Annotated in this window: 20 protein-coding genes and 1 pseudogene; 17 read left to right on the plus strand and 4 right to left on the minus strand. The window is 68.0% G+C overall.

What is annotated here, in order from left to right; all coding sequences use genetic code 11:
• Positions 1-106: 106 nt before the first annotated feature.
• From ABIR74_RS05725 to ABIR74_RS05775, 11 genes and pseudogenes are all read left to right on the plus strand, one after another.
• Positions 107-1,087, plus strand: coding sequence for an alpha-ketoacid dehydrogenase subunit beta (locus ABIR74_RS05725; RefSeq protein ID WP_348175807.1), 981 nt, complete (start codon positions 107-109; stop codon positions 1,085-1,087).
• The gene (locus ABIR74_RS05730) at positions 1,084-2,244 is read left to right on the plus strand and encodes a dihydrolipoamide acetyltransferase family protein (RefSeq protein ID WP_348175808.1); all 1,161 of its coding nucleotides are present in this window, start codon (positions 1,084-1,086) and stop codon (positions 2,242-2,244) included. The genes ABIR74_RS05725 and ABIR74_RS05730 overlap by 4 nt, the downstream gene beginning before the upstream one ends.
• Positions 2,241-3,254: a thiamine pyrophosphate-dependent dehydrogenase E1 component subunit alpha gene (locus ABIR74_RS05735; RefSeq protein WP_348175810.1), complete on the plus strand. Its 1,014-nt coding sequence runs from the start codon at positions 2,241-2,243 to the stop codon at positions 3,252-3,254. Before ABIR74_RS05730 ends, ABIR74_RS05735 begins: the two co-directional genes overlap by 4 nt.
• A 95-nt stretch (positions 3,255-3,349) precedes the next feature.
• Complete coding sequence (locus tag ABIR74_RS05740) at positions 3,350-4,342, plus strand: LacI family DNA-binding transcriptional regulator (protein WP_348175812.1); 993 nt, start codon at positions 3,350-3,352, stop codon at positions 4,340-4,342.
• A gap of 52 nt (positions 4,343-4,394) precedes the next feature.
• On the plus strand, positions 4,395-5,783 hold the full coding sequence (locus ABIR74_RS05745; protein ID WP_348175814.1) for a hypothetical protein: 1,389 nt from the start codon (positions 4,395-4,397) through the stop codon (positions 5,781-5,783).
• On the plus strand, positions 5,780-6,793 hold the full coding sequence (locus ABIR74_RS05750) for a membrane dipeptidase (protein ID WP_348175815.1): 1,014 nt from the start codon (positions 5,780-5,782) through the stop codon (positions 6,791-6,793). The genes ABIR74_RS05745 and ABIR74_RS05750 overlap by 4 nt, the downstream gene beginning before the upstream one ends.
• Positions 6,790-8,025, plus strand: a complete 1,236-nt coding sequence (locus ABIR74_RS05755; RefSeq protein WP_348175817.1) for a CoA transferase — start codon at positions 6,790-6,792, stop codon at positions 8,023-8,025. Before ABIR74_RS05750 ends, ABIR74_RS05755 begins: the two co-directional genes overlap by 4 nt.
• On the plus strand, positions 8,022-8,531 hold the full coding sequence (locus tag ABIR74_RS05760) for a MaoC family dehydratase (RefSeq protein WP_348175819.1): 510 nt from the start codon (positions 8,022-8,024) through the stop codon (positions 8,529-8,531). Before ABIR74_RS05755 ends, ABIR74_RS05760 begins: the two co-directional genes overlap by 4 nt.
• 84 nt (positions 8,532-8,615) lie before the next feature.
• Positions 8,616-9,461 carry a CoA ester lyase gene (locus ABIR74_RS05765; protein ID WP_348175821.1) on the plus strand — a complete coding sequence of 282 codons (846 nt, stop codon included), beginning with the start codon at positions 8,616-8,618 and terminating at the stop codon, positions 9,459-9,461.
• 128 nt (positions 9,462-9,589) lie between these two features.
• Positions 9,590-10,405 (plus strand): FCD domain-containing protein, encoded by an 816-nt coding sequence (locus tag ABIR74_RS05770; RefSeq protein ID WP_348175823.1) that lies wholly within the window; start codon positions 9,590-9,592, stop codon positions 10,403-10,405.
• Between the two features lie 69 nt (positions 10,406-10,474).
• Positions 10,475-10,537: pseudogene (locus tag ABIR74_RS05775) on the plus strand (hypothetical protein); the annotation flags it as partial.
• 181 nt (positions 10,538-10,718) lie between these two features.
• On the opposite strand, the gene ABIR74_RS05780 reads toward ABIR74_RS05775, so the two are convergent.
• The 4 genes from ABIR74_RS05780 to ABIR74_RS05795 all read right to left on the minus strand — a co-directional run bounded on the left by ABIR74_RS05780 (position 10,719) and on the right by ABIR74_RS05795 (position 15,592).
• Positions 10,719-11,996 (minus strand): MFS transporter, encoded by a 1,278-nt coding sequence (locus ABIR74_RS05780; protein ID WP_348175825.1) that lies wholly within the window; start codon positions 11,994-11,996, stop codon positions 10,719-10,721.
• Between the two features lie 99 nt (positions 11,997-12,095).
• Positions 12,096-13,121: a succinylglutamate desuccinylase/aspartoacylase family protein gene (locus ABIR74_RS05785; protein ID WP_348175826.1), complete on the minus strand. Its 1,026-nt coding sequence runs from the start codon at positions 13,119-13,121 to the stop codon at positions 12,096-12,098.
• A complete protein-coding gene (locus ABIR74_RS05790) occupies positions 13,118-14,425 on the minus strand; it encodes an aspartate aminotransferase family protein (RefSeq protein ID WP_348175828.1) in 1,308 nt (435 codons plus the stop codon). Before ABIR74_RS05790 ends, ABIR74_RS05785 begins: the two co-directional genes overlap by 4 nt.
• A 39-nt stretch (positions 14,426-14,464) precedes the next feature.
• The gene (locus tag ABIR74_RS05795; protein ID WP_348175830.1) at positions 14,465-15,592 is read right to left on the minus strand and encodes a mandelate racemase/muconate lactonizing enzyme family protein; all 1,128 of its coding nucleotides are present in this window, start codon (positions 15,590-15,592) and stop codon (positions 14,465-14,467) included.
• Positions 15,593-15,694: 102 nt separating this feature from the next.
• Here ABIR74_RS05795 and ABIR74_RS05800 point away from each other — a divergent pair, with 102 nt between their 5' ends.
• From ABIR74_RS05800 to ABIR74_RS05825, 6 genes are all read left to right on the plus strand, one after another.
• The gene (locus tag ABIR74_RS05800) at positions 15,695-16,717 is read left to right on the plus strand and encodes a succinylglutamate desuccinylase/aspartoacylase family protein (RefSeq protein ID WP_348175832.1); all 1,023 of its coding nucleotides are present in this window, start codon (positions 15,695-15,697) and stop codon (positions 16,715-16,717) included.
• 65 nt (positions 16,718-16,782) lie between these two features.
• Positions 16,783-18,162: a hypothetical protein gene (locus ABIR74_RS05805; protein ID WP_348175833.1), complete on the plus strand. Its 1,380-nt coding sequence runs from the start codon at positions 16,783-16,785 to the stop codon at positions 18,160-18,162.
• Positions 18,159-19,331 (plus strand): enolase C-terminal domain-like protein, encoded by a 1,173-nt coding sequence (locus ABIR74_RS05810; protein ID WP_348175835.1) that lies wholly within the window; start codon positions 18,159-18,161, stop codon positions 19,329-19,331. The genes ABIR74_RS05805 and ABIR74_RS05810 overlap by 4 nt, the downstream gene beginning before the upstream one ends.
• 7 nt (positions 19,332-19,338) lie before the next feature.
• Entirely contained in the window at positions 19,339-20,217 is an 879-nt protein-coding gene (locus tag ABIR74_RS05815) for a creatininase family protein (protein ID WP_348175837.1), read from the plus strand.
• Entirely contained in the window at positions 20,217-20,828 is a 612-nt protein-coding gene (locus ABIR74_RS05820) for a dimethylmenaquinone methyltransferase (protein WP_348175839.1), read from the plus strand. The genes ABIR74_RS05815 and ABIR74_RS05820 overlap by 1 nt, the downstream gene beginning before the upstream one ends.
• 48 nt (positions 20,829-20,876) lie before the next feature.
• Positions 20,877-22,823 (plus strand): RecQ family ATP-dependent DNA helicase, encoded by a 1,947-nt coding sequence (locus ABIR74_RS05825; protein WP_348175840.1) that lies wholly within the window; start codon positions 20,877-20,879, stop codon positions 22,821-22,823.
• Positions 22,824-22,826 lie beyond the last annotated feature (3 nt).

Consider the following 22,826-nt stretch of genomic DNA (forward strand, 5'->3'; position numbering starts at 1 on the left):
CATCGGTTCCAGCGAGTGTACTCCGTCCGGGTGTGCTGTGGTAGGTTTGCCTGGAATCGACCCTGGAAAGGGTTCTGGAACACTCCGAGCGACGGCTGGTGACCCGATGAGCACGACGACGCTGACGATGAGCGAGGCGATCAACCGGGCCCTCCGCGAGGCGCTCGATCGGCCCGAGCCGATGATGATCGTCGGTCAGGACATCGGCCCCTACGGCGGCGCTTTCGGCGTCACGCGGGGGCTGTCGGAGGCCTACGGCGAGGAAACGATCCGTGACGCCCCGCTGTGCGAATCGGGCACCGTCGGATATGCGATCGGACTTGCGATCACGGGCGTTCGCGCAGTGTGCGAGATCGAGTTCTTCGACTTCGTCGGCGTTGCGATGGATCAGATCTTCAACCAGGCGGCGAAGCTGCACTACTTCACGGGAGGCAAGCTCACCGTGCCGCTCGTCATCCGGACACCCATCGTCTCCCGGATGGGCATGGGCCCGCAGCACTCGCAGAGCCTCGAGTCGTGGTTCATGCATGTTCCCGGAATCAAGATCGCCGTTCCCTCGAACGCCGCGGACGCCTACGGGCTCCTCCGGACCGCTCTGCTCGACAACAACCCGGTCCTCTTCGTCGAGAATGTCCGCCTCTACGGTCGACGAGGGGAGGTCGAGACTGCCGGGCCTGCGATCCCGTTCGGAAAGGCGCGGATCGCGCGGGAGGGGACGGACGCCACTGTCGTCGCGTTGTCCGGGATGGTCGACGAGGCCCTGACCGCCGCCGAGCGACTCGCCGAGCGAGGCATTTCCGTCGAGGTGATCGACCCCCGCACCCTCGCGCCGCTCGACATGGAAACGATCGTCGGGTCACTGCGCAAGACGATGCGGCTCGCTGTGGCGCACGACGCTCACCGCACGCTCGGCTTCGGGGCGGAGATCGCGGCGCGGTGCATGGAGGAGGCGTTCGACTACCTCGACGCGCCCGTCGAGCGGGTCGCCTGCAAGGACGTTCCGATCCCTTGCACGCCCGGCGGTATCGAGGCCGTCTACCCGAGCGCCGACGACGTCGTTGCTGCCGTCGAACGGCTAGTCGCATGACGGCCGTGACGCTCGCGCAACTCTCCATCTCGATGGAGGACGGCCGGGTCAGCAGATGGCTCGTGGCCGATGGCGAGTTGGTTTCGACAGGGCAACCGGTCGTCGAGATCGAGACCGACAAGGCGACGATCGAGATCGAGGCACCCGTCGACGGCGTCGTCAGGATCGTCGCTGCCGAGGGCGATATCGTCGTCGTCGACGGAATCCTCGCTGAGCTCGAGCCTGCGACTGCAACGACGGCCACGGCTCCCGCGGACGGTCGTGCCGTCCTGCCCGACTCTGCACCACTCCTCGGCGAGAGCGTCGCTCCCCAGGGCCTTTCCACTGCGACATCGCCCCGGCGGAGTGGGCCGATCGCGTCCCCCGCAGCCCGGCGGCTCGCCCGCGAGCAGGCGGTCGATCTCCGTGGAGTGAGTGGATCCGGCCCGGGTGGGCGCATCGTCGCCCGCGACATCGCTGCGGTTGGTGCCGCCCCGACAACATCTGTGGCCCCGGATGCACAGCGTCTTCGCGAGGCTGTCGTCGGGAACATCACGGCCAGCTGGCAACAGATCCCGCACGTCCACATCGGTGGTGAGCTTGCGGCCGGCGGCCTCGTGCAGGCCCGCGAGATCCTTGCCTCCTCGGGTCTCGACGTCACGGTCACCGATCTCCTGATCGTGGCGATCGCGCAGGCACTCGTCGAGGTGCCCGACCTGAACGGTCGGCGACTGACCGACGGCTCCGTCGAGAGAAGCACGGCCGTGCATCTGGCACTCGCGGTCGCCACCGAGAACGGAGTCGTTGCACCCGTGCTCCGAAACGCAGACTCGCTCGCCGTCTCCGAGGTGACACGGGAACGTCGTCGACTCGTCGACGTTGCGCGGAGTGGAGTCGTCGAGGGCCGGGATCTCGTGGGCGGGACATGCACGCTCTCGAACCTCGGTGCCTACCCTGTCGACTTCTTCGCCCCCGTCGTCTCGGGCCCGCAAATTGCGATGATAGCTACAGGCCGCGTCGCCGAGAAGGTCGTCGCAGAGAACGGCTGGCTGGGCGTCCGACCGAGCATGTGGGTGAACGTGGCCATCGATCACCGCGCTTCGGACGGCGAGGCAGGCGGCCGTCTGCTCGCGGCCCTCGAAAGGCACCTCACATCACTTGCGGAAGGGCTGTCATGACCATTGCGCCGATCCCCGTCGACGAAGCCGTCCCCGGCCCCCGCCCGGACTCGATCGCCAGTGATGACCTGCTCGCGCTCTACCGGGAGATGATGCGGGTTCGTGCCTTCGAAGACGAGGTGATCGATGCCTTCGCTAGGGGGCTGATCCCCGGGTCGACCCACCCGTGCATCGGGGCGGAGGGGATCAAGGCCGGTGCGCTCGCAGCGCTTCGCCCGGATGACCTCGTGTTCGCGACGTACCGTGGCCACGGCGAGGTATTGATCAAGGGCGTCGACCCCGTTGGCATGATGGCCGAGCTGATGGGCCGCGCGACCGGCGTCTGTAAGGGCAAGGGCGGCTCGATGCATCTGTCGGAGCCGTCGGTGGGGCTCATCTCCACGAACGCGATCGTCGCCGGCCATATCCCCATGGCGGGCGGCGCGGCCCTCTCCTGCCAGTTCCGCAAGACCGGGCAGGTGGTGCTCTGTTTCTTCGGTGACGGCGCCTCATGTGAGGGCGAGTTCTTCGAGGCAATGAACATGGCAATGCTCTGGAAGGTGCCGCTCGTCTTCATCTGCGAGAACAACGGCGTCGCCATCTCCGTGCCGACGTCGAAGAGCCAGGCAACTCCCGACATCGCCGATCGGGCGCGCGGCTTCGGAATGCCAGCTGTGATCGTCGACGGAAACGACGTGCTTGCCGTGCGTGACGCGGTCGCCGACGGAGTCACGCGCGCCCGCACCGGCGGTGGCCCGAGCTTCGTGGAGTGCAAGACGGTGCGCTGGGAACGGCATTCGGCCTTCTCGGCGGGCGGAAGCGATCCCGTCGAGCAGCGGCTCGCGTGGCAGCGTGTCGACCCGATTCCGCGGTTCCGGAAGTCGCTCCGCGCCTGGGACATCGCGACCGACGCGCAACTCGACGCGCTCGACGAGGAGATCCGCGAGACGATGCGCGCCGTGCGCGAGGAAGCGGAGCGCGCGCCTTTGCCGGCGCCGGAGTCGGTATACGATGATGTGTACGCGCCATAGCCGGGCAACCCTTGTCGCCCGGGGCACGCTGACGAGCGCTCCGGGGAGATCTCATGGTGAATGACGACGTGAGTCAGCGCCGCCGACGCGCCAGCATGCGGGAGGTTGCAGATACGGCCGGGGTCGCAATGTCTTCGGTGTCGCGGGTCCTCTCCGGGCACCCCGATGTGAGCCCCGCCATGACGGAGAAGGTGATGAGGGCGGTCAGAGACCTCGACTACGAGCCCGACATGCTCGCGCAGAGCCTTCGTCGCCAGGCAACGCTCACGGTAGGCTTCGTCGTCGGGGACATCTCGAACCCGTTGTTCTCCGAGATCGTTACAGGGGTCGAGTCGACGCTCCACGCGAACGGCTACTCGATGCTCCTCACGAACTCGCTCGGGGATCCAGCGATGGAGGCTGCGCATATTCGCCTGCTCTCGCAGCGGCGCGTCGACGGTCTCGTCATCTCCGTCCTCGACGAAACGCATCCGGAGACGATCGCCAGGCTGCGCGAGCTCGAGATTCCCGTCGTCGTGCTCGATCGGAGCCTGCCGGGGGAGATCTCGGTCAGCCGCGTCCTCTCCGATCACCGCAGCGGAATGAACGCCGCCGTGCTTCACCTCCTCGACCTCGGCCACCGGCGCATCGCGCTGATCGGCGGCACAGGCGTCCGTCCCGCCCTCGAGCGGCGCGCAGGCCTCGTGGAGGCGTTCGAGTCTCGCGGCCTTCCACCCACCTACACGGTCGACGAGGGGTCGTTCGCCGTCGAGCACGGAACGGCTGCGATGCGCCGGCTCCTCGAGCTAGCGGAGCCGCCAACCGCGGTCATCGCCGGGGGCAACCAGCTGATGCTGGGCGCACTACGCGTCGTCGCCGACCGCGGGATCACGCTCGGAAGCGAGCTCTCATTCGTCGGCTGCGACGACATTGCCATCACTGATCTCTTTCAGCCGGCCGTGGCGGTCGTTCGCCGGGACAACATCGCGATGGGCCGGGCTGCCGCCGATCTCCTCCTCGCGCGGATCCGCAACGGGGCCGCGCCGGCGGATGTCATCCTGCCGACGGCGTTCGTCGCCCGGCCGAGCTGCGGAGCACCGCGGCAGTGAGCCCGGAGTCGGCGCTGCGCAGGCACCCGGTGGTGGCGGTACCCGGATGACCATGCGCGCGGGTGTCGGACGAGCCGACATCACCCCGCCCGTCGGGATCCCGGCGGGCGGTTGGGGAAACCAGGCGCACGAGGTCTCGGAGGCGAACGACCTCGAGCTCTGGGTGACGGTTCTCGTCGTCTCAGCCCCGGATGGTGCACGTGCTGCCATCGCGGATATCGATCTCTGCATCCTTGACGACGGGCAGTCGGCGCGCGCGCGATCGGTCATAGCGGCGGCCGCCGATGTGCCTTTCGACCGCGTCGCGGTCGGTACGACGCACAACCACTCGGTTCCGGTCACGCTCGAGCTCGGGGGAGCGTGGATCAGGAAGAACCGCGAGCTCGTCGCTCCCTACCTCGAGACGGTTTTCGATGCAATCGGACGAGCTGCCGCGGAAGCTGCAGCCGCGATGCGCCCGGTGCGCGTCGGCACGGGTCGCGGAACATCGCCGCTCGCCGTGAACCGGCGGATGACGACCCCCGATGGCCGGGCGGCAGTCGGCCTCAACCGGGAAGGGGCTGTCGATCACACGCTAACGGTCGTCCGCCTCGACGGTGATGATGACGTCCCCGTCGCGACGATCGTTCACTACGCCTGCCACCCGATCATCCTTGGCCCGGACAACACCTCGGTGACGCCCGAGTACCCGGGCATCGTCAAGAGAGTGGTCGAGGCGTCGCTCGGGGGGCGCTGTCTCTTCGTCCAGGGTGCCTGCGGTGACGTCGGGCCGTCGGAGCTGTTCGTCCCCGAGCTCTCGAGCTACCGGCGGCTCGGAGCAATGATCGGGCACGAAGCGGCGGCAACGGCCCAGCGCTCGTCGTGGCGTCGGCATCGTCTGCGGCTCCGGCAGGGCGAGGAGTCTGCCTGGATCGCGTCCTTCGAGTACGAGCCGGACTCCGAGCCCGACGCCGCGATCAGAGTGGCGCACGAGGTGCTGCCGGTGCCCCTGCGCGACGACCTGGGAGACGCGGCGACGTGGCGCGCGGAGGCCGAGCGCTGCGAGGAGGCGGCCTACGCCGCGCGGACAGCCGGCGCGCCCCACGCGGAGGTGCGGGAGCTCACCGTTCGAACCAAGTTCGCGCGCATGCGGGCCGAGCGCGGTACCGCCCTCGAGGGCCTCGACGCGTACCCCCTGCTCGTTCAGGGCATCCGTCTCGGTCCGGTTGCCCTCGTCGGGGTACCGGTGGAGCTGTTCAGCGAGATCGGGGCCTCGATCCGCGACACGTCCCCGTTTCGAACCACGCTCGTCGCGAGCTACTGGAACGGGTACCGGAACTACCTACCGACGGATGCCGAGCGGCCGCGCGGCGGCTACGAGATCGACATCTCGCCGTTTCGGCCCGGAGCGGACGCGCTTGTCACTGCCGCCGCAGGAAGGGTGCTGGAGGCGCTCCGATGACCGGCCCTTCGGCGCTGCACGACCGGGCGGTCGTAGTCGACGGACTCGTCGTCTCCCGCTGGAGCCGCGAAGTGTTCGAGGGAATGCGTGCCGGCGGGATAACCGCGGCGAACTGTACCGTCGCCGTGTGGGAGGGCTTCGAGGCGACGTTGGCGAACCTCACCGCATTCCGCCGCTCGTTCAGCGAGCACGACGACCTCATCCGCCGTGTCCTCTCCGTCGACGACGTGCATCGCGCCAAGGCAGAGGGACGTGTGGGCGTGATTCTCGGATCGCAGAACACGAGCCCGATCGAGGACGACTTGCGGCGCCTCCCGCTTTTTCACGAGCTGGGGCTTCGCATCGTCCAGCTGGCGTACAACACCCAGAACTTCGTCGGCAGCGGCTGCTACGAGTCGCGTGACTCGGGCCTCTCCGACTTCGGACGGGATGTGGTAGCGGAGCTCAACCGCCTCGGCATCGTCATCGATCTCTCGCACGTCGGCCCGCTGACCGCAAAGGAGGCTGCGCTCGCGTCGACGTACCCCGTCGCGTTCACGCACGTGTGCCCCTCGGCGCTAAAGGAGCACCCTCGCAACAGGGACGACGGGGAGATGCGCCTTGTCGCCGAAGGAGGGGGCATTGTCGGCGTGACCCCGTTTCCGTGGTTCCTGCGAGAGCCGACTCTAGACGCCTATCTCGACGCGGTCGAGCATGTGATCGGCGTCGCGGGCGAGGAGCACGTGGGGATCGGCACCGACTTCACGGAGGGGCACGGCGACGAGTTCGTCGAGTGGATCGTCCGCGACAAGGGCTACGGCCGACTGCTGACGACGACACCGCTGGACGAGCTCCAGATCGTGATGCCGGCAGGGCTCTCGCGGCTCGCGGACTGGCCCCGCCTGACGGCCGCGATGGAGGACCGAGCGTGGTCGGAGGAGAGGATCCTGCGACTGCTCGGAGGCAACTGGCTTCGGTTCCTCGGCGACATCTGGTCTCGTCCGCACGAGGTACGGGGAGATTCGAGGTGACGGGCTCCGACACGCGAGGCCCACTCGCGGGTGTCCGCGTCGTCGCGATCGAGCAGTACGGCGCCGGGCCGTTCGGAACCATGCAACTCGCCGACCTCGGCGCCGAGGTCATCAAGGTCGAGGACCCCACGGTAGGGGGCGACGTCTCCCGCTACGTCCCACCGTATCGCGAGGGAACGGACTCGCTCTTCTTCGAGAGCTTCAACCGCAACAAGAAGTCGGTCACGCTCGATCTCCGGCACCCGGAGGCGCGCGCCGTGCTCGAGGATCTCGTCCGGGTCTCGGACGCTCTCGTCTCGAACCTCCGCGGCGATCAGCCCGAGAAGCTTCGCATCCGCTTCGCGGATCTCGAGCCCGTCAACCCGCACATCGTCTGCGTCTCCCTCTCGGGATTCGGAATGACCGGGCCACGGGCCGGGGAGGGTGGATACGACTACACCGTGCAGGGCCTCACGGGGTGGATGGCTCTCACGGGTGGCCCCGACCAACCGCCGACCAAGAGCGGGCTCTCACTCGTGGACTTCTGTGGTGGGTACGTCGCAGCACTCGCGACGCTCGCAGGAGTCTGGCAGGCGCGCCGTGACGGGCGCGGCTGTGACGCCGATCTCTCCCTCCACGAGACCGCCCTCGCGCAGCTCACCTACATCGGAACGTGGGCCGCATCCAGGGGGTTCGAGCCACGGCGAATGGCGGATTCCGCCCACCAGACGATGGTGCCGTTTCAGGCGTTCCGAACGGCCGACGGTTGGATCATGATCGCGTGCCCGAAGCAGCGCCTGTGGGAGCGGTTCTGTGCGGCGATCGACATGCCGGAGCTCCCGGGCGACCCGCGCTTCACCGACTTCACCGCTCGCGATCGGAATCGCGACGTTCTCGTTCCCCTGCTCGGCGAGGTTCTTGCTCGTCGGTCGACCGGAGACTGGCTCGAGCGCATGGCCGCGCACGGTGTCCCGAGCGGTCCGGTCAATGACGTACAAGCTGCACTGGCCGACCCGCAGGCTGTGGCACGCGGCTCCCTGGCCGAGTACGAGCATCCGACCCTCGGCGCCGTCCGAGGTCCGAGCAGCCCATTTCGATTCGACGGGGAGGTCCCATTGCAGGCGCGGGGCCCGACCCTTGGCGAGCACACGCACGAGGTGCTCCGGGAGCTCTGTGGCTACGACGAGTCGCGTCTCGGACACCTCGCCGCAGCCGGAGTATTCGGTGACACGAGTAAGAAGGAGGAGCAGTGAGCATTCAGTGGAGAGGGCGTTTCCTCGACGACTTCGAGGTCGGCGATGTCTACCGGAGCCGGCTCGGGAGGACGATCACCGAGACCGACAACACCTGGTTCACGTGTCTCACGATGAACACGAACCAGATGCATTTCAATCGTGAGTACGCCGCGCGAACGGAGTTCGGCGAGCCACTCGTCGTCTCTTCACTCACGCTTGCCGTCGTCCTCGGGCTCTCTGTTGCGGATACGTCGGAGAACGCTGTTGCGAACCTCGGCTGGGGCGATATCAAGCTCCCAGGGCCTGTGTTCGCAGGCGACACCCTCTGGGCCGAGAGCGAGGTCACCGGGGTGCGCGAGTCCCGCTCCCGACCGTCGTGTGGGATCGTCTCGATCCGCACACGCGGGATCAATCAGCGCGCCGAAGTCGTGATGGAATTCACGCGAAGCTTCATGGTCTTCAAGGCGAGTGCACCCGAGGTCAACGATGTGTTCCCGGTGAGCGAGGAGCCCTGGACGGTCTGAAGGGCCGACACTCGTCAGGGTGTCCTCCCCGAACGATTGGGGATGGTTCTGGACGGTGCAGGAAATGTCTGACATTATAAGGATGTGGATCCGGTCCTTGCGAAGCTGACCTCTGCGCGCTCGTTTCTCGTCTTTCCGGGCGACGACGACCACAAGCGAGAGCGCGCCCTCGCGAGCGGGGCGGACGCCGTGGTTCTCGATCTCGAGGACGGAGTCGCCCCGGACGCCAAGGCCCACGCGCGCGCGCGCCTGCAAGCGTTCGCCACCGCGCCCGGCTCACCGGTGCGACTCGTCCGCGTGAACGATCCATCGGGCGCGATCGGCGCCGCTGACCTCGTCGCCGTCGCACGCCTCGATGATGTCACGGTCGTCGTGCCCAAGGCCGGACTCGGGACGGTAGAGGTCGCAGCGGGCACGGGAAGACCCCTCGTCGCCCTCATCGAGGACGCAGCCGGTGTGCGCGACGCCTACGAGCTTGCCGTGCATCCGGCGGTGGTCGCACTTGCGATCGGAAGCGCTGATCTGACCGCCTCGCTCGGGCTCGTTCCGACCGGAGACGGGACGGAGCTTCTCTTCGTGCGCTCGCAGCTCGTGGTCGCGTCTGTCGCGGCAGGAATCAGGCCGGCGATCGACGGCCCCTGCCTCGACGTGCACGATCCCATGGCCGTCGAGCGAGAGGCGCGATTGGCCCGAGGGCTCGGGCTCCGGGGAAAGCTCTGCATTCACCCGGGCCAGGTGGCCGGCGTGCACCTGGCCTTGGCTCCGACGTACGAGGAGGTCGAGTGCGCACATCGCGTCGTCGCCGCGTGGGACGACATACTCGCCGGGGGAGCCGCGGTCGGCGTCGTCGACGGGATGCTCGTCGATCTCCCCGTCGTCCAGCGTGCCCGCGCTGTGATCGAGTCAAGTGAACGGAGCGAGCCGGTATGAGCGGGGTGGCGCTGCTGCGGCGTCGAAGGGTGGCGCGCGCATCCCTGTGAGCGAGTCAGGGTACGGGGCGGCGTCGGATCCTCGTGCGGACGGCGGGGCCGCGACGTACTCGTTGGTGTGAGTCGCGGGTGAGCGTGCCGACTCTCCGCAAGGACGACGCAGCAGCACTCCTCGGGCTGCGGCTGGCGCTCGCTGACCATCGCCTCGGCACGTCCGCCGGAGACAGTCCGGCGAGCGCTTACGAGCAGATCGCTGAAACGCTGCGCACGCTCGTGCTCTCGGGAGCGCTCGCCCACGGGGCCAGGTTGCCGACGGAGGCGACGCTTGCGGCCGAGTTCGGGGTCAGCCGGGCGACCGCCCGCGAAGCGATCAGGATGCTCGGTGCCCAGGGTCTCATCGTGGCGGTGAAGGGTGCGCACGGCGGCACGTACGTCACCCGCCCGAGCCTCGACTTCGCGTCGCAACTGCTCCAGGCGAACGTCTCGCTCCTCGCAGACCTCGATGACATCACTCTCGACGAGCTCCTGGAGGCGCGGCGGCTGATCGAGGTGCCGGCCGCCCGGCTCGCAGCGCGGCGGCGCACGGAGCACGACCTCGTTCGGCTCGGCGGCGCGATCTCGGACGCCGTGCACGAGGGCGGAGAGAACGAGCGCTTTCTCGTCAATGCCGGGTTCCATACGAACGTGATGGCGGCCTCGGGCAACGCGCTGCTGGAGGTGGCGGCGCTGCCGGTGTACACCGTGCTTCAGAAGAGCCTCGCACGCTCGGGCCTCGACGCCGGGTTCTCGCGCCGGATCGACACCGACCATCGCGGGATCACCGACGCCATCGCCCGTGGCGACGAGGACGGGGCAGGGCAGGCGATGGACGAGCACCTCGCGTACCTGACGCCGCACTACCGGCGCGTGTGGCGCCTCGCCCGCGAGCGCCGGCCACGTGTCTGACCGCGCGCTGCGCCTCCGCTCGAGGGCACCCAAGTCGTCGCCGCGGAGGTCGGGGCCGGCACCTGGGCGACGTTGCAGCTCTCGGACCTCGGCGCCGAGGTGATCAAGATCGAGGATCCGGCGAGCGGATGACGTCGGACGGTACGTGTCGCCCTATGAGGGTGAGGCCAGCCTCTTCTTCGACCCCGGAGCGGCATCGCCGAGCGTTCTTCCACTGCGACCTCGGTAGGGGAGGCGGCGCAGCCTCTACCGGGACAGGCACAGCAACCACGAGCCTCGGAGACAGGATGCCGTAGCGTGCCGAGACACCGCATTAGACGCCCGCGCTCTCTCTCGCTGTCCGGGGGCGGCGGGCTCTCGCCGATCGCCCGAGAAGCAGGACGATCGAGCCCACGCCGGCGATCAGGATTGCCATCGCCCCCGCGACGGTGAAAGCGAGTCGCGTGCCTCCGTGCGCCGTGAGCGAGCCCGCGATCAGGCCGCCGAGCGGGGCGCCGCCCATGAAGCCAAAGAAGTAGAGGCTCGCGGCGCGGCCCCGCAGGTGCTCGGGTGCAGCGAGCTGGAGCGTCGCGAGCGAGCTCGAGCCCCAGATGATGTAGAAGATTCCGATCAGGTAGAGGAGCCCGCAGACCGCCGGGAGCGAGTCCTGCCGTGCGAGCAGAAGCTGGAGGGCTCCGAAGCCGAGCGCGCCGACGAGGACGAGCAGCATGCGCGTTCTCCCCACGGTGGCGAGGACAAGCGAGCCGGTGAGCGCGCCGGCCCCGAAGACCGAGGCGATCAGGCCAAAGGTCTGCGCGCCGGAGTCGAGCGTGAGTCGGGCGACAAGGGGCAGGAGTACGTCGAAGTTGAACGAGAACGTGCTGACGAGGATCAGCGTGAAGAACGTGACGGCAACGCGGCGCGTGCTGACGGCGTAGCGAAACGTCTGACCGACGCTGCCGAGGATCCCCGGTAGAGGAGCCGTCCGCTGAGGTCGCGGAGCGAGCCGGATGGCGAGAATCGCGGCGATGACGATTGCATAGCTGACGGCGTTCAAGCCGAACGCGACACCGGGGCCGAACGCAGCGACGACGATGCCGCCGGCGGCAGGACCGAGGATGCGAGCCGTTGTGCCGAGGCTCGCGCTCAGCGCGATCGCATTCGTGAGGTCGTCGCGGCCGACGATCTGAAACACGAGCGTGTGGCGGGCCGGTGCATTGAGCGCGACGGCGACGCCCTGCGCGAGGCCGAGGACGTAGAGCTGCCAGGGGGCGATGACGCCGCTCAGTGCAAGGAAGCAGAGCAGGGCGGCCTGGATACCCATCGTGGTCTCACACGCGATCACCATCTTCCGCAGGTCGACCCGGTCGGCGATCGAGCCGCCGACGAGAGCGAACAGCGTCACGGGCAGCGTCTGGACGAGGGCCAGAGCACCAACTGCGACCGGCGAGTTGGTCAGCTCGAGGATGAGCCAGTAGGCAGCGATCTGCTGCATCCACGTCCCGATGAACGAGATGCCGCTCCCGGCGAAGAAGAGCCGGTAGTTGCGATGCCGTCGCAGGCTACCGAACGTGCGGTCGCCGAGCGCGGAGAGCGCAGCGACCGGGCCCATCACGAGCTCCGTTGCGCCGTGGCCGACTCCAGCCGGTCGCCTGGTTGGGGCGCTAGAGCCGCTGGTTCCTCGGAGTCCGCTGGTCTCACACGATGGCTCCTACAACAGCCCTGCACGGTCGATCGGCGTGCCGACGACGAACACGCAGTCGCCCTGCTCCGTGATCGGGATCGCCTTCGTCACGACGACGTAGCCGTCGACGGGTGAGCGGAGAAGTACGGGCGCCCGGTCGGGACGATCGAAGAACCAGAGCCGGCCGACAGGCGCGCCTGCAGTGACGGGATCGCCCGGCTCGAGCATCCCTTCGAACAGCCCGTCCTCGGGTGAGACGACGATCGTGTCCGGGTCGCGGCCGTCGAGGATGATCGCCGGAGGGAGGCCGAGCGAGGCCCGAGTCTGTACCTCACCCGTCACCACTCCGACATGGCGCAGCACGTTGGTGAGACCGCTCCAGGCGAGCCGATGCACGGGAGCGGGGACGCGACCTCCGCCGCCCAGTTCGGTCGTGATCACGAGCTTTCCCTGATTCTCGGCCTCGACGGGGAGGAGGCCGCTGCCGTTGACGTCGATGTAGAGGTAGTGCCAGTCGCTGCACCACGCCTCCATGCCCTCGAGCATCGCCTTTCGCTGCACAGGGTCGTCGACGACGTGCATGTGCGAGCACGGGAGGAACCACGCGGTGCGTCCGCCGGAGTGCATGTCGATGACGACGTCGGCGAGTGGAAACAGGACGGTCGTGAGATAGTCGGCCAGCTGTTCGTTCGGAGGCCCATCGGAGCGGCCCGGGAACGAGCGGTTGAAGTTCGCACCCGACGGCCAGTTGCGCGTGTTCGCCACTGCAGCGGCTGGAGAGAGGCGCGGGATCACGATCACCCGGCCCGTGACCTGATCCGGCTCGAGTTCCTGAAGGAGGCGCAGCGCAGCGACCTGACCCTCGTACTCGTCGCCGTGGTTCCCCGCGAGGACGAGGACGGTCGGCCCCTCGCCGTTCGCGACCGAGGCGATGTGAACGAACGTGCTCGCCCAGCCTGCCGTGTTCGTGATCTTCGGGAAGGCGAGGTGCCCGATCTGCTTCCCGGGAGCGTTGAGGTCGATCGAGCAGGAGACGGGCGAGGAAGCGCTCACGCCCGCTTGTCCAGGTGCCGTGTCACAGCCGCCTCGGTAGCGACGAGCAGTCGGTCGACGTCGTCGTCGGTGTGGGCATACGAGAAGTGGCTGCGCTTCAGATTTAGAGGCAGCTCGAAGACTCCGTCTTGCATCATCTCGCGCCGGTAGCCGATGAAGAGATCGACGTCGTTCCGGAGCAGGTCGTCGTAGCTCACGACAGGGCCCTCCAGGAAGTAGGTCACGAAGATAGAGCCGAATCCCGAGACAACTGCGGGCACACCGATTCGGTCGAACATCGCCTGCAGACCTGTCCGTGCACGCTCGCCGAGCCGGAAGACATGCTCGTGCACCGGCTCGCGCTCGAGCTTGTCGATCGTGGCGAGAGCGGCGGCACTCGTACCGGGATGGCCGTTGAAGGTCCCGGCGAAGAACGCCGGCTGCCCCGGCGTCGTCGAGAAGATGTCCATCAGCTCCGCCTTGCCGCCGAGCGCCGACACGGGCCAGCCGTTTGCCATCGCCTTGCCGAGCGTCGTCAGGTCGGGCGTCACGCCGGTGACCTCCTGGTAGCCGCCGAGCCCGTGTCGGAAGCCGGTGATCACCTCATCGAAGATGAGCACGGTGCCGTGCTTCGTTGCGAGCTCGCGCAGCCTCTCGAGGAAGCCGGGCTGGGGCAGAACGGCGCCGATGTTGTGGGGGATCATCTCGAGGATGATCGCCGCGACGTCGTACTGCTCGAGGGCGCGCGCGACCTCGTCGGCGTCGTTGAAACGGCAGACGATCGTCGACTCGATCGCCTCGGGCAACATCCCGCCCGAGAGCGGATCCTTGCCGCCCACGCGCTCTGCGGGAGAGATCACGTTCATCGCGACCGAGTCGTGCCAGCCGTGGTAGCAGCCCTGGAACTTGATCACGTGTCGGCGGCCGGTCGCAGTCCGCGAGACGCGCAGCGCGTGGAACGTGGCCTCGCTCCCCGTGCACGTGAGGAGAACCTTCTCGAGCGAGGGGACGTTTGCGACGAGGCGCTCTGCGAGCTCGACCTCGACCCGCGTGACGCCGATGCCCATCAGATCCAGCGAGCGGCCCGTGGCAGCGACGGCCGCCTCGACGTCGGGATCGTTGTGGCCGAGAAGAGGCGGCCCGAACGCGGAGTGATAGTCGGTGAAGACCTGGCCTGTCGCGTCGGTGAAGGTCGAGCCGCTCGTGGCCGTGATCACCATGTCCTCGAGACCCGGAACCTGACGCTGACCGCTGTTCACGCCTCCGGGGATGACCGCCGCGGCCCGCGCCGCCAGGTCGGCTCCTGCAATCTGCGTCGAGCTCATCTCTCGCTCCTTCGTCTCGTTCGGTCGAGTGGGGCCGATTTAGCCGACTCTGAGGCTCTCCAGCACGTTTTCGTCGATGTCGACGCCGAGGCCCGGCGCCGTCGGTACTGCGACGTACCCGTCCGCCTCGATCGGCAGGCGCTGAACCGTCAGGGTCTTCGCAATGGGCGTGTCCGCGACGCAGTACTCCTGCCAGATGCCATCGGGCATCACCGCGTTGCAATGGAGCGACGCCGCCTTGATGATGCCGCTCTTCCACGCGTGTGGCACCGTCGCGACGCCACGTGAGTACGCGAGCTCCGCGATGCGGAGCGTCTCGGTGATGCCGCCGCAGCGCGTCACGTCGGGCTGCACGAGGTCGACGTGTGCGCGGTCGATCAGCTCTCGGAAGCCCCACCAGGTCGCGTCCTGCTCGCCCGCCGTGATGCGCAGATCGACCGTGTCTGCCAGCTCCGCGTAGGCCTCGTACTCGTCGGGCTCGAACGGCTCCTCGAGCCAGTAGATGCCGAGACGCTCGTACTCGCGCGCCACCTCGATCGCCGTCCCCGCGTCGGCGACGTAGCCGAGGCCGGCGTCGATCATGATCTCGACTCCCTCGCCTCCAGCAGCCTTCGCCGCTGCTGCGAGTGCAACGTCGAGCTCAGCGTCCTTGCCGAGCGGCCCCCAGCCGAGCTTGACGGCCGTGAAGTTCTGATCGACGAGCGCGGCGATCGCTGTGGTTACCTCGGCCGGCGTGTCCGGCATCAACATCGAGGCGTAGGCGCGGACGCGATCGCGGTGCGGCGTCCCGAGCAGCTCGTAGATCGGCTTGCCGAGCGCCTTGCCCTTGATGTCCCAGAGGGCAATGTCGAGGCCGCTGATGGCGTGGATCGCGATCCCGCGACGGCCGAAGTAGATGAGCCCGCGGTACATCTTCTGCCAGAGCCGCTCGACGTCGAGCGGGTCCTCGCCGATCAGCACGTCGCGCAGGCTCACGGCGACCGCGTGGGAGCTCGGCGCCTGGACGAGCGCCTGGACGAGCTCGGGTGACGAGTCGACCTCGCCGATCCCCGTGATGCCCTCGTCGGTGTGGATGCGGATGACGAGGTCATCCTGGCTGCCGTCGGCGATTCCCTCGTTCACCTCCGCCTGTCGTAGGACGATTGCCTCGACATCGGTGATCTTCACGGAAAGTCTCCTGAGGTGACGGGGTCGTGGGCTGGCTCGAAGGCTGCCAGATTGTCGACTATAGCGAAATTGTCAACAATCCTCTAGGATGGCCTTCGGGCTATGGGAGACTCTCCGATCCTCTGCACGATCGACCTCGAGGCACCCGGGAAGCAGTGCGGCAGGCTGCAGGTTCCCCGCTCGTCGAACACGAGCGGCTGGTCGAACCAGTACGTCCCGATCGTCACCGTTGCACGCGGCGACGGGCCGACGGCGCTCGTGCTCGGCGGCGTTCACGGGGACGAGCCCGAGGGGCAGGTCGCTGCGCTCAACCTCGCGCGCGACCTTCTTCCCGAGCATGTCAACGGGCGCGTGATCGTGATTCCGTGCGTCTCGATGGACGCCTCGCTCGCCTACACGCGTCTCTGGCCGTCGGGTGCGAACATGAACCGCTCGTTCCCGGGATCCCCGAGCGGCCCGGCCGATGAGCAGCTCGCACACTTCCTCTCGACGGCTCTCTTCCCTCGCTCGGACATCGTGATCGACATGCACAGCGGGGGCCGCACCGGCCTCTGCCTGCCCTGGTCGGAGATGCACTGGGTGGACGACGTCGCACAGCGGCGCCAGATGGTCGACGGGATGCTGCACTGGAACACCGACTGGTGCTGCGTCTATATCGACATCGCAGGGACGGGGCTCCTGGTCGGAGAGGCTGAGCGCCAGGGGAAGATCGTCGTGTCGACGGAGCTCGGCGGTGGCGGTCACGTGACGGCGGAGATCCACCGGCTCGCACTGAGTGGGCTGCGCAACGTACTACGCCGCTTCGGTGTGATCGAGGGAGAGGCGGCCACCCGGGCGGACCTCGGGCTGCCCGAGCAGGTGCTCCTGATGGCCACCGAGCTCGACGACTACCTCCTCGCGCCGGAATCAGGACTCTTCGAGGTCACCGTCGACCTCGGCCAGCGGGTCTCGGTCGACGAGCCCGTCGGCCGTATCCACTTCCTCGAGCGCCCCGATCGTGAGCCCGAGGTGATCCTGAGCAAGACGAACGGGATCGTTTGCGTCATCCGCGCCGTCTCGACGACGGATCAGGGCGACAACATCGTCGTCGTCGCTCGCGAGGCCGACCGTGCGGAGCTCGACTAGGCCGTGGGCTGCCGCGCCGACGAATCGGACCGTCCGCCCGTGAACCGGACGAGAGGAGAAAGATCGTGAGCACGCTTACGGCCGGAGTTGCGCGCGTCGACATCACCCCGCCCTGCGGACTGCCGCCCGGCTGCTGGTCGCTCCGGACGGGCCTTGCAGACGGCATCCATGATCCGATGATCGCCCAGGCGCTTGTGCTCGACGACGGCCATACTGCCGTGGCGATCGTGGCCGTCGACCTCGTCTTCGCCGGCGCCGAGCTGACCGCCGAGACGCGCCGCCTCGTAGAGGAGCTGACCGGCATTCCACCCGAGGCCGTGCTCGTTAACGCCGCCCACAATCACAGCGCGCCGAGCATCTCACGAGGCGCGACGATCGGAGGGCTGTCCGACGTGCCCGCGTTCGATCGCTACGCAGCAGCATTGCCCGACCAGCTGGCCGGTGCCGTCTACTCGGCGTGGCGCCATCGGCGACCGGCCCGCGTCGGATCAGGGGTTGGCAGCGCACCCGGCGTGAGCACCAACCGCGTCCGCCGCGAGCGACCGGTGGATGACAGCGTCCCGGTGCTCCGGGTCGACGCCGAGGACGGTGCCACGATCGCCGTCGTGGCCGCGTTTGCGTGCCACCCGACGCTGATGGGAGGCGAGATCCTCGAGTGGAACGCCGAGTTCCCCGGCCCGCTTCGTGCCGAAGTCGAGCGTGGCGTGCCCGGAGCCGAATGTCTCTTCCTCCAGGGCTGCGGCGGGGACATCGCCGCGTGGGACTACTGGTTCGGGAACCGTGAGGCCAGGCGCCACTCATACGAGGGGCGCGACGAGCTCGGAGCGGCCGTGGCCGCCGCCGTCCTCGCCACGCTGCCCGAGATCACGACGTCTGCTGACGCGTACCTCGGCGCCGGGTCGGAGATGCTCGATCTGCGTCGTCGCAGGATCCCCTACGAGCTCGAGGAGCTCGAAGCGCGGATGACGGCAATAGACACCCTCCCGAAGCGCGAGTTCCCCGAGGTGTGGCCCGAGAGCCTGCACACCGCGACGTCGGCGCAGGACTTCCCCGAGTACTACCAGCGCTCCTCGTGCGCGATGTACGCCGATATGATCCGGCGCGCCGACGAGCCCGTCCGCAGCGAGATCCAGGTCCTCGCGATCGGTAACGCTGCGATCGCGGCGAACCCGTTCGAGCTCTTCAACGAGTGCGGTGCGCGGATCCGCGAGCTGAGCCCGTTCGCGACGACGTTCACGCTCGGGTACTCGAACGACTACACCGGCTACCTGCCCTCGAGCGAGGATCTCGACCTCGTCGCGGACGTCCCGCTGGAGGAGATTCTCGATCAGGACGCCTACCGGTGGGCGTACGGGATCACGACCTCGAATGTCGACCGAGGCGAGGTCGACCGCCTGGTCGAGGCGAGCGGGGCACTTCTGCAAGACGTCGGGAGGTCAGCATGAAGATCACCGCGGTCGAGGCTCATGTCTGCAATGCCCGGATGCGCAACTGGGTGTTCGTTCGCGTCGTCACCGACGAGCCAGGCCTCCATGGCTGGGGCGAGGCGACGCTCGAGTGGCACACCCGCGCAGTCGTGGGTGCCGTCGAGGACATGGCCGACCTGATCGTGGGTGAGGACCCGACGCGGATCGAGCATCTCTGGCAGATGATGTTCCGGCAGCACTTCTGGCACGGCAACGGGATCGTGCGCGGCACGGCGATGAGCGGCGTCGATATCGCGCTCTGGGACATTCTCGGCAAGGTGCACGGCGTCCCTTGCCACAAGCTCTGGGGAGGGCCGGTACGGGACTACGTCCGGCTCTACGGCCATCTCGGGGGCGGGAAAATGGAGGACTTCTACGAGAGCGACGAGCCGCAGCGCTTCGGCGAGCTCGCGGCCGGAATGGTCGAACGCGGCTTCACGGCATTCAAGTCGATGGCGGTGCCGCCGACGATGCCGCTCGAAGGGCTCGCACCCGTCAGGCATGCCGAGCGGTGTGTCGCCGCGATGCGCGATGCGGTAGGTGACGAGATCGACATCATGGTCGACTGCCACGCGCGTCCGAGCCCGCGAATGGGGCACCTGTTCGCGTCGGCGCTCGAGCAGTTCGACCTCTTCTGGTTCGAGGAGCCGTGCTGGCCGGAGCGCCCGGACGACATCGCCGCGATTCAGCGGTCGGTGCGCACACCGATCGCGACGGGCGAGCGCCTCGTCGGAGCCGCGCCGTTCAACGAGCTGCTGACGAAGGGCGCCTGCAGCGTGATCCAGCCCGATATCACGCACTGCGGCGGCCTGACCGAGGTGCGTCGCATCGCAGCGCTGGCCGAGATCCATCGCGTAGCACTCGCGCCCCACAACCCTCAGGGCCCTGTCTCGACCGCTGCCTCGATCGAGCTCGGGCTCGCGACGCCGTCGTACATCATTTGCGAGGCGGTCACCTCCGACGTTCCCTGGCGGGACGAGGTCGCGACTACGTCGCATCCGATCGACCCGGTCGGGATGCTCGCCCGGGCGACCGACAAGCCGGGTCTCGGAATCGAAATCGACCTCGATGTCGTCGCAAAGCACCCGTTCGAGCCGGAGTTACCGCAGCAGGTGTTCTACGCCGACGGCAGCGTCGGCGACTGGTAGGCGCGTCGTGGTGGACATCGACCCGAATGTCGTGCGGCGAGAGCACCGCTACGAGCATCTGACCTGGCCCGAGATCAACGAGGCGGTAGCGCAGAAGAAGGTCGTCGTGCTGCCGGTCGCAGCGATCGAGCAGCACGGCCACCATCTGCCGCTCGACGTCGACGCGAAGCTTGCCACGTCGGTCTGCCTCGCCGCGGGCGAACGGTCACCCGCGTCGATGCTCGTGCTGCCGCCCGTGAGTTACGGCTACTGCCATCACGTGATGGACTTCCCCGGCACGATCAACGTCCAGCCGACGACGTTCGTGAACCTGCTGATCGACATAGCAACGTCGGTTGCGTACCACGGATTCACGCGGATCGTGCTCGTCAACGGGCACGGCTCCAACCACCCGCTCATCGAGCAAGCGGCCCGGCAGGTAACGCTGCGCACCGGTGCGCTCTGCCTGAACATCTCGTGGTGGCAGCTGATCGCCGACTACTGGAACGAGGAGGTGCGTGAGTCGGGGCCGGGCGGGAGCGCGCACGCCTGTGAGCTGGAGACGTCGATGTATCTCCATCTCGACGGCGATCGCGTGCGGAAGGATCGGATCGACGGCGCCCCTGCCTCGTATCTGACCGACATCGAGGGCGGAGCGGAGTGGCAGATGGCCGACCTGACGCTGGGTTCAGGCCCGGCCACGATCGTGGAGTGGACGTCGTCGACCACGGAGACAGGCTCCTTCGGCGCGCCCGAGCTCGCGACCGCCGAGAAGGGCCGTCTTGTCTTCGAGCGCACCACGGAGCGCCTCGTGGAGCTCGTGGACTGGTTCAGGTCAAGACCTGCCTCGGCGCGTCGGGAGCACCACAGTGAGCCGCCGCGTTTCCCTCTGCCGTTCGAGTTCTGATGAGCGTGCTCGCCGCACGTTTCGCCGAGCTCGGAGTCGCAACGACGTACGAAGCGGCGGGCCGTGAGGGGCTCGTCGCGGGGGCGTTCGTCCGCGTCGTGCCGGGCGCGAGGGTCGCGGGGCCGGCGAGGACCGCGGCCTGCGGCGCGAACGACAACCTTGCAGCACACCGCGTACTCGACACCGTGGAGCCCGGTGAGGTCGTCGTGCTGGTCGCGCCGGAACCGTGGTCGGCGGCGCTCGTCGGCGAGCTTCTGGCGCTACAGGCCAGGACGCGTGGCGCGGTTGCCCTCCTCGTCGACGGAGCGGTCCGAGACGTCGACGAGCTCGTGGCGCTCGGCCTCCCCGTCTGGGCTCGCACGGTGTGTGCGGCGGGCGCCGCGAAGGACGAGAGGGGCGAGCTGCAGGTGCCCGTGACGGTCGGAGATGTGTTGATCGGGCCGGGCGATCTCGTCGTCCTCGACGGCGATGGCGCCGTCGTGGTGCCCTGGGCGCGAAGTGCCGACGTGCTTGCGGCGACCGAGGCGCGCCATGCGTACGAGCTCGACCTGCGGGAGCGTCTGGCGACAGGCGAGTCGACCCTGGATGTGATGGGGCTACGCCCGACGTAGGAGCAATGCCAGGCAGCGCCTTCCGGGCCGTCTGCTATGTTGTCAAATATGGAAACAATCAAAGCTCGTGAGGTGCTCTCCACCCGGTTCGGCTTTCCGGACTTCCGCCCCGGCCAGGAGCAGGTAGTCCGCGCACTGCTCTCGGGCCGCTCGGCACTCGCAGTGTTCCCGACCGGGGCCGGCAAGAGCCTGTGCTACCAACTCCCGGCACTGCTGCTCGACGGCGTCACGGTCGTCGTCTCGCCGCTGATCGCGCTGATGAAGGACCAGATCGATGCGCTCGTCGGCCAGGGCATCGACGCCGCCCGGCTCGATTCGAGCATCGGCGCAGACGAGGTCCGCGACGTCTCGGATCGCCTCGCCGGCGGAGGTCTCAAGCTTCTCTACGCCGCGCCAGAGCGGTTCAATAACGAGCGCTTCCTCGATCAGCTGGAACGGACGGAGATTTCGCTGTTCGCTGTCGACGAGGCGCACTGCATCTCGGAGTGGGGGCACAATTTCCGGCCGGACTACCTCAAGCTCGCCGTCAGAGCGCGAGAACTCGGGGCCGAGCGTGTTCTTGCGCTGACCGCGACGGCGACGCCGGCCGTCGTCGCCGATATCTGCGCCGGGTTCGAGATCGCCGAAACCGACGCGGTGGTCACGGGCTTCTACCGCTCCAACCTGACGCTTCTGACAACACCCGTACGTGCATCGGAGCGGGAGCAGATGTTGATCGACCGACTCCGCGAGCAGGAGGCCGGCTCGACGATCGTCTACGTCACCCTCCAGCGCACGGCGCTCCGCGTCGCCTCACTCCTCGCCGCCGCGGGACTTCCGGCCCGTCCGTACCACGCCGGCATGACTCCCGAGGATCGCTCCGTCACGCAGGAGTGGTGGATGGCCTCGGGCCGAAACGTCGTCGTCGCGACGATCGCATTCGGAATGGGCATCGACAAGGCCGACGTACGGTACGTCTATCATCTCAATCTCCCGAAGGGCCTCGAGTCGTACTCCCAGGAGATCGGACGGGCCGGGCGCGACGGGGCGCCGTCGATCTGTGAGCTCTTCGCTTGTAGCGACGACGTCCCCGCCCTCGAGAACTTCACGTACGGAGACACGCCCACGAGGGAAGCGCTCGCGGCGCTGCTCGACGAGGTCTTCTCGAACGAGAACCGTACGACCTTCGCGGTCAGCGAGTACGAGCTCTCCGGCCGGTTCGACGTGCGTCCGCTCGTTCTGAGGACCGTGTTCACCTACCTCGAGCTGGAGGGCTTGCTCCGGCAGGGAACGCCGTTCTACGCCGGCTACAGCTTCCGCCCGGCGAACGGTTCGCTCGAGGAGATCGTCGCCGCTTTCGACGTCGATCGCGGCGACTTCCTGCGGCGGCTCATCGAGAGCGGCAAGACGGGACGGGTCTGGACGAGCCTCGATCCGGAGGCGTCTGCTCTCGCGCTCGGCGAGGAGCGCAGCCGCATCGTTGCTGCGCTCGGCCATCTCGAGCAGCGCGGGTCGATCGAGCTCCGCGGCGCCGATGCTCGACAGCGCTACGCGATCCTCGCCCGGCCAGCCTCCACGGTCGAGCTTCTCGAACGCCTCGTCGAGCGATTCGCACTTCGCGAGCAGGCCGAGGCGAGACGGATTCAGCAGGTCATCTCACTCGTCATCAACGATGGCTGCCAGGTCAACGCGCTCGTGGCGTACTTCGGCGAGCAGCGCGATGTGCAGTGTGGGCACTGCACGTTTTGCCTCGGCGGCGTCGCGCAGCGGCTTCCCGAGCGCGCGCCTCCGCCCGCGATCGACGACATCGTCGACCGCCGGGCACTCGCGGATCTGGCGGCCGCACAGCCGGGTGCACTCGGTGTGCCGCGACAGCAGGCCCGCTTTCTCTGCGGCATCACGAGCCCCGCAACGAGTCGGGCAAAGCTCACGCGCGGAGAGTTGTACGGCGTTACGGCCGACCGGCACTTCACGGACGTGCTCGCGTGGTGTGCGGGAGAGCCGGCAGGTGTCTGACGG

The organism is Gaiella sp. (assembly GCF_039915195.1).
Classification (GTDB): domain Bacteria; phylum Actinomycetota; class Thermoleophilia; order Gaiellales; family Gaiellaceae; genus Gaiella.

Bases quoted from the DNA above. Each gene is read 5' to 3' on its own strand.
- ABIR74_RS05725 (WP_348175807.1), top strand. From the start codon at position 107: ATGAGCACGACGACGCTGACGATGAGCGAGGCGATCAACCGGGCCCTC.
- ABIR74_RS05730 (WP_348175808.1), top strand. From the start codon at position 1,084: ATGACGGCCGTGACGCTCGCGCAACTCTCCATCTCGATGGAGGACGGC.
- ABIR74_RS05735 (WP_348175810.1), top strand. From the start codon at position 2,241: ATGACCATTGCGCCGATCCCCGTCGACGAAGCCGTCCCCGGCCCCCGC.
- ABIR74_RS05740 (WP_348175812.1), top strand. From the start codon at position 3,350: ATGCGGGAGGTTGCAGATACGGCCGGGGTCGCAATGTCTTCGGTGTCG.
- ABIR74_RS05745 (WP_348175814.1), top strand. From the start codon at position 4,395: ATGCGCGCGGGTGTCGGACGAGCCGACATCACCCCGCCCGTCGGGATC.
- ABIR74_RS05750 (WP_348175815.1), top strand. From the start codon at position 5,780: ATGACCGGCCCTTCGGCGCTGCACGACCGGGCGGTCGTAGTCGACGGA.
- ABIR74_RS05780 (WP_348175825.1), bottom strand. From the start codon at position 11,996: ATGGGCCCGGTCGCTGCGCTCTCCGCGCTCGGCGACCGCACGTTCGGT.
- ABIR74_RS05790 (WP_348175828.1), bottom strand. From the start codon at position 14,425: ATGAGCTCGACGCAGATTGCAGGAGCCGACCTGGCGGCGCGGGCCGCG.
- ABIR74_RS05800 (WP_348175832.1), top strand. From the start codon at position 15,695: ATGGGAGACTCTCCGATCCTCTGCACGATCGACCTCGAGGCACCCGGG.
- ABIR74_RS05810 (WP_348175835.1), top strand. From the start codon at position 18,159: ATGAAGATCACCGCGGTCGAGGCTCATGTCTGCAATGCCCGGATGCGC.
- ABIR74_RS05820 (WP_348175839.1), top strand. From the start codon at position 20,217: ATGAGCGTGCTCGCCGCACGTTTCGCCGAGCTCGGAGTCGCAACGACG.
- ABIR74_RS05825 (WP_348175840.1), top strand. From the start codon at position 20,877: ATGGAAACAATCAAAGCTCGTGAGGTGCTCTCCACCCGGTTCGGCTTT.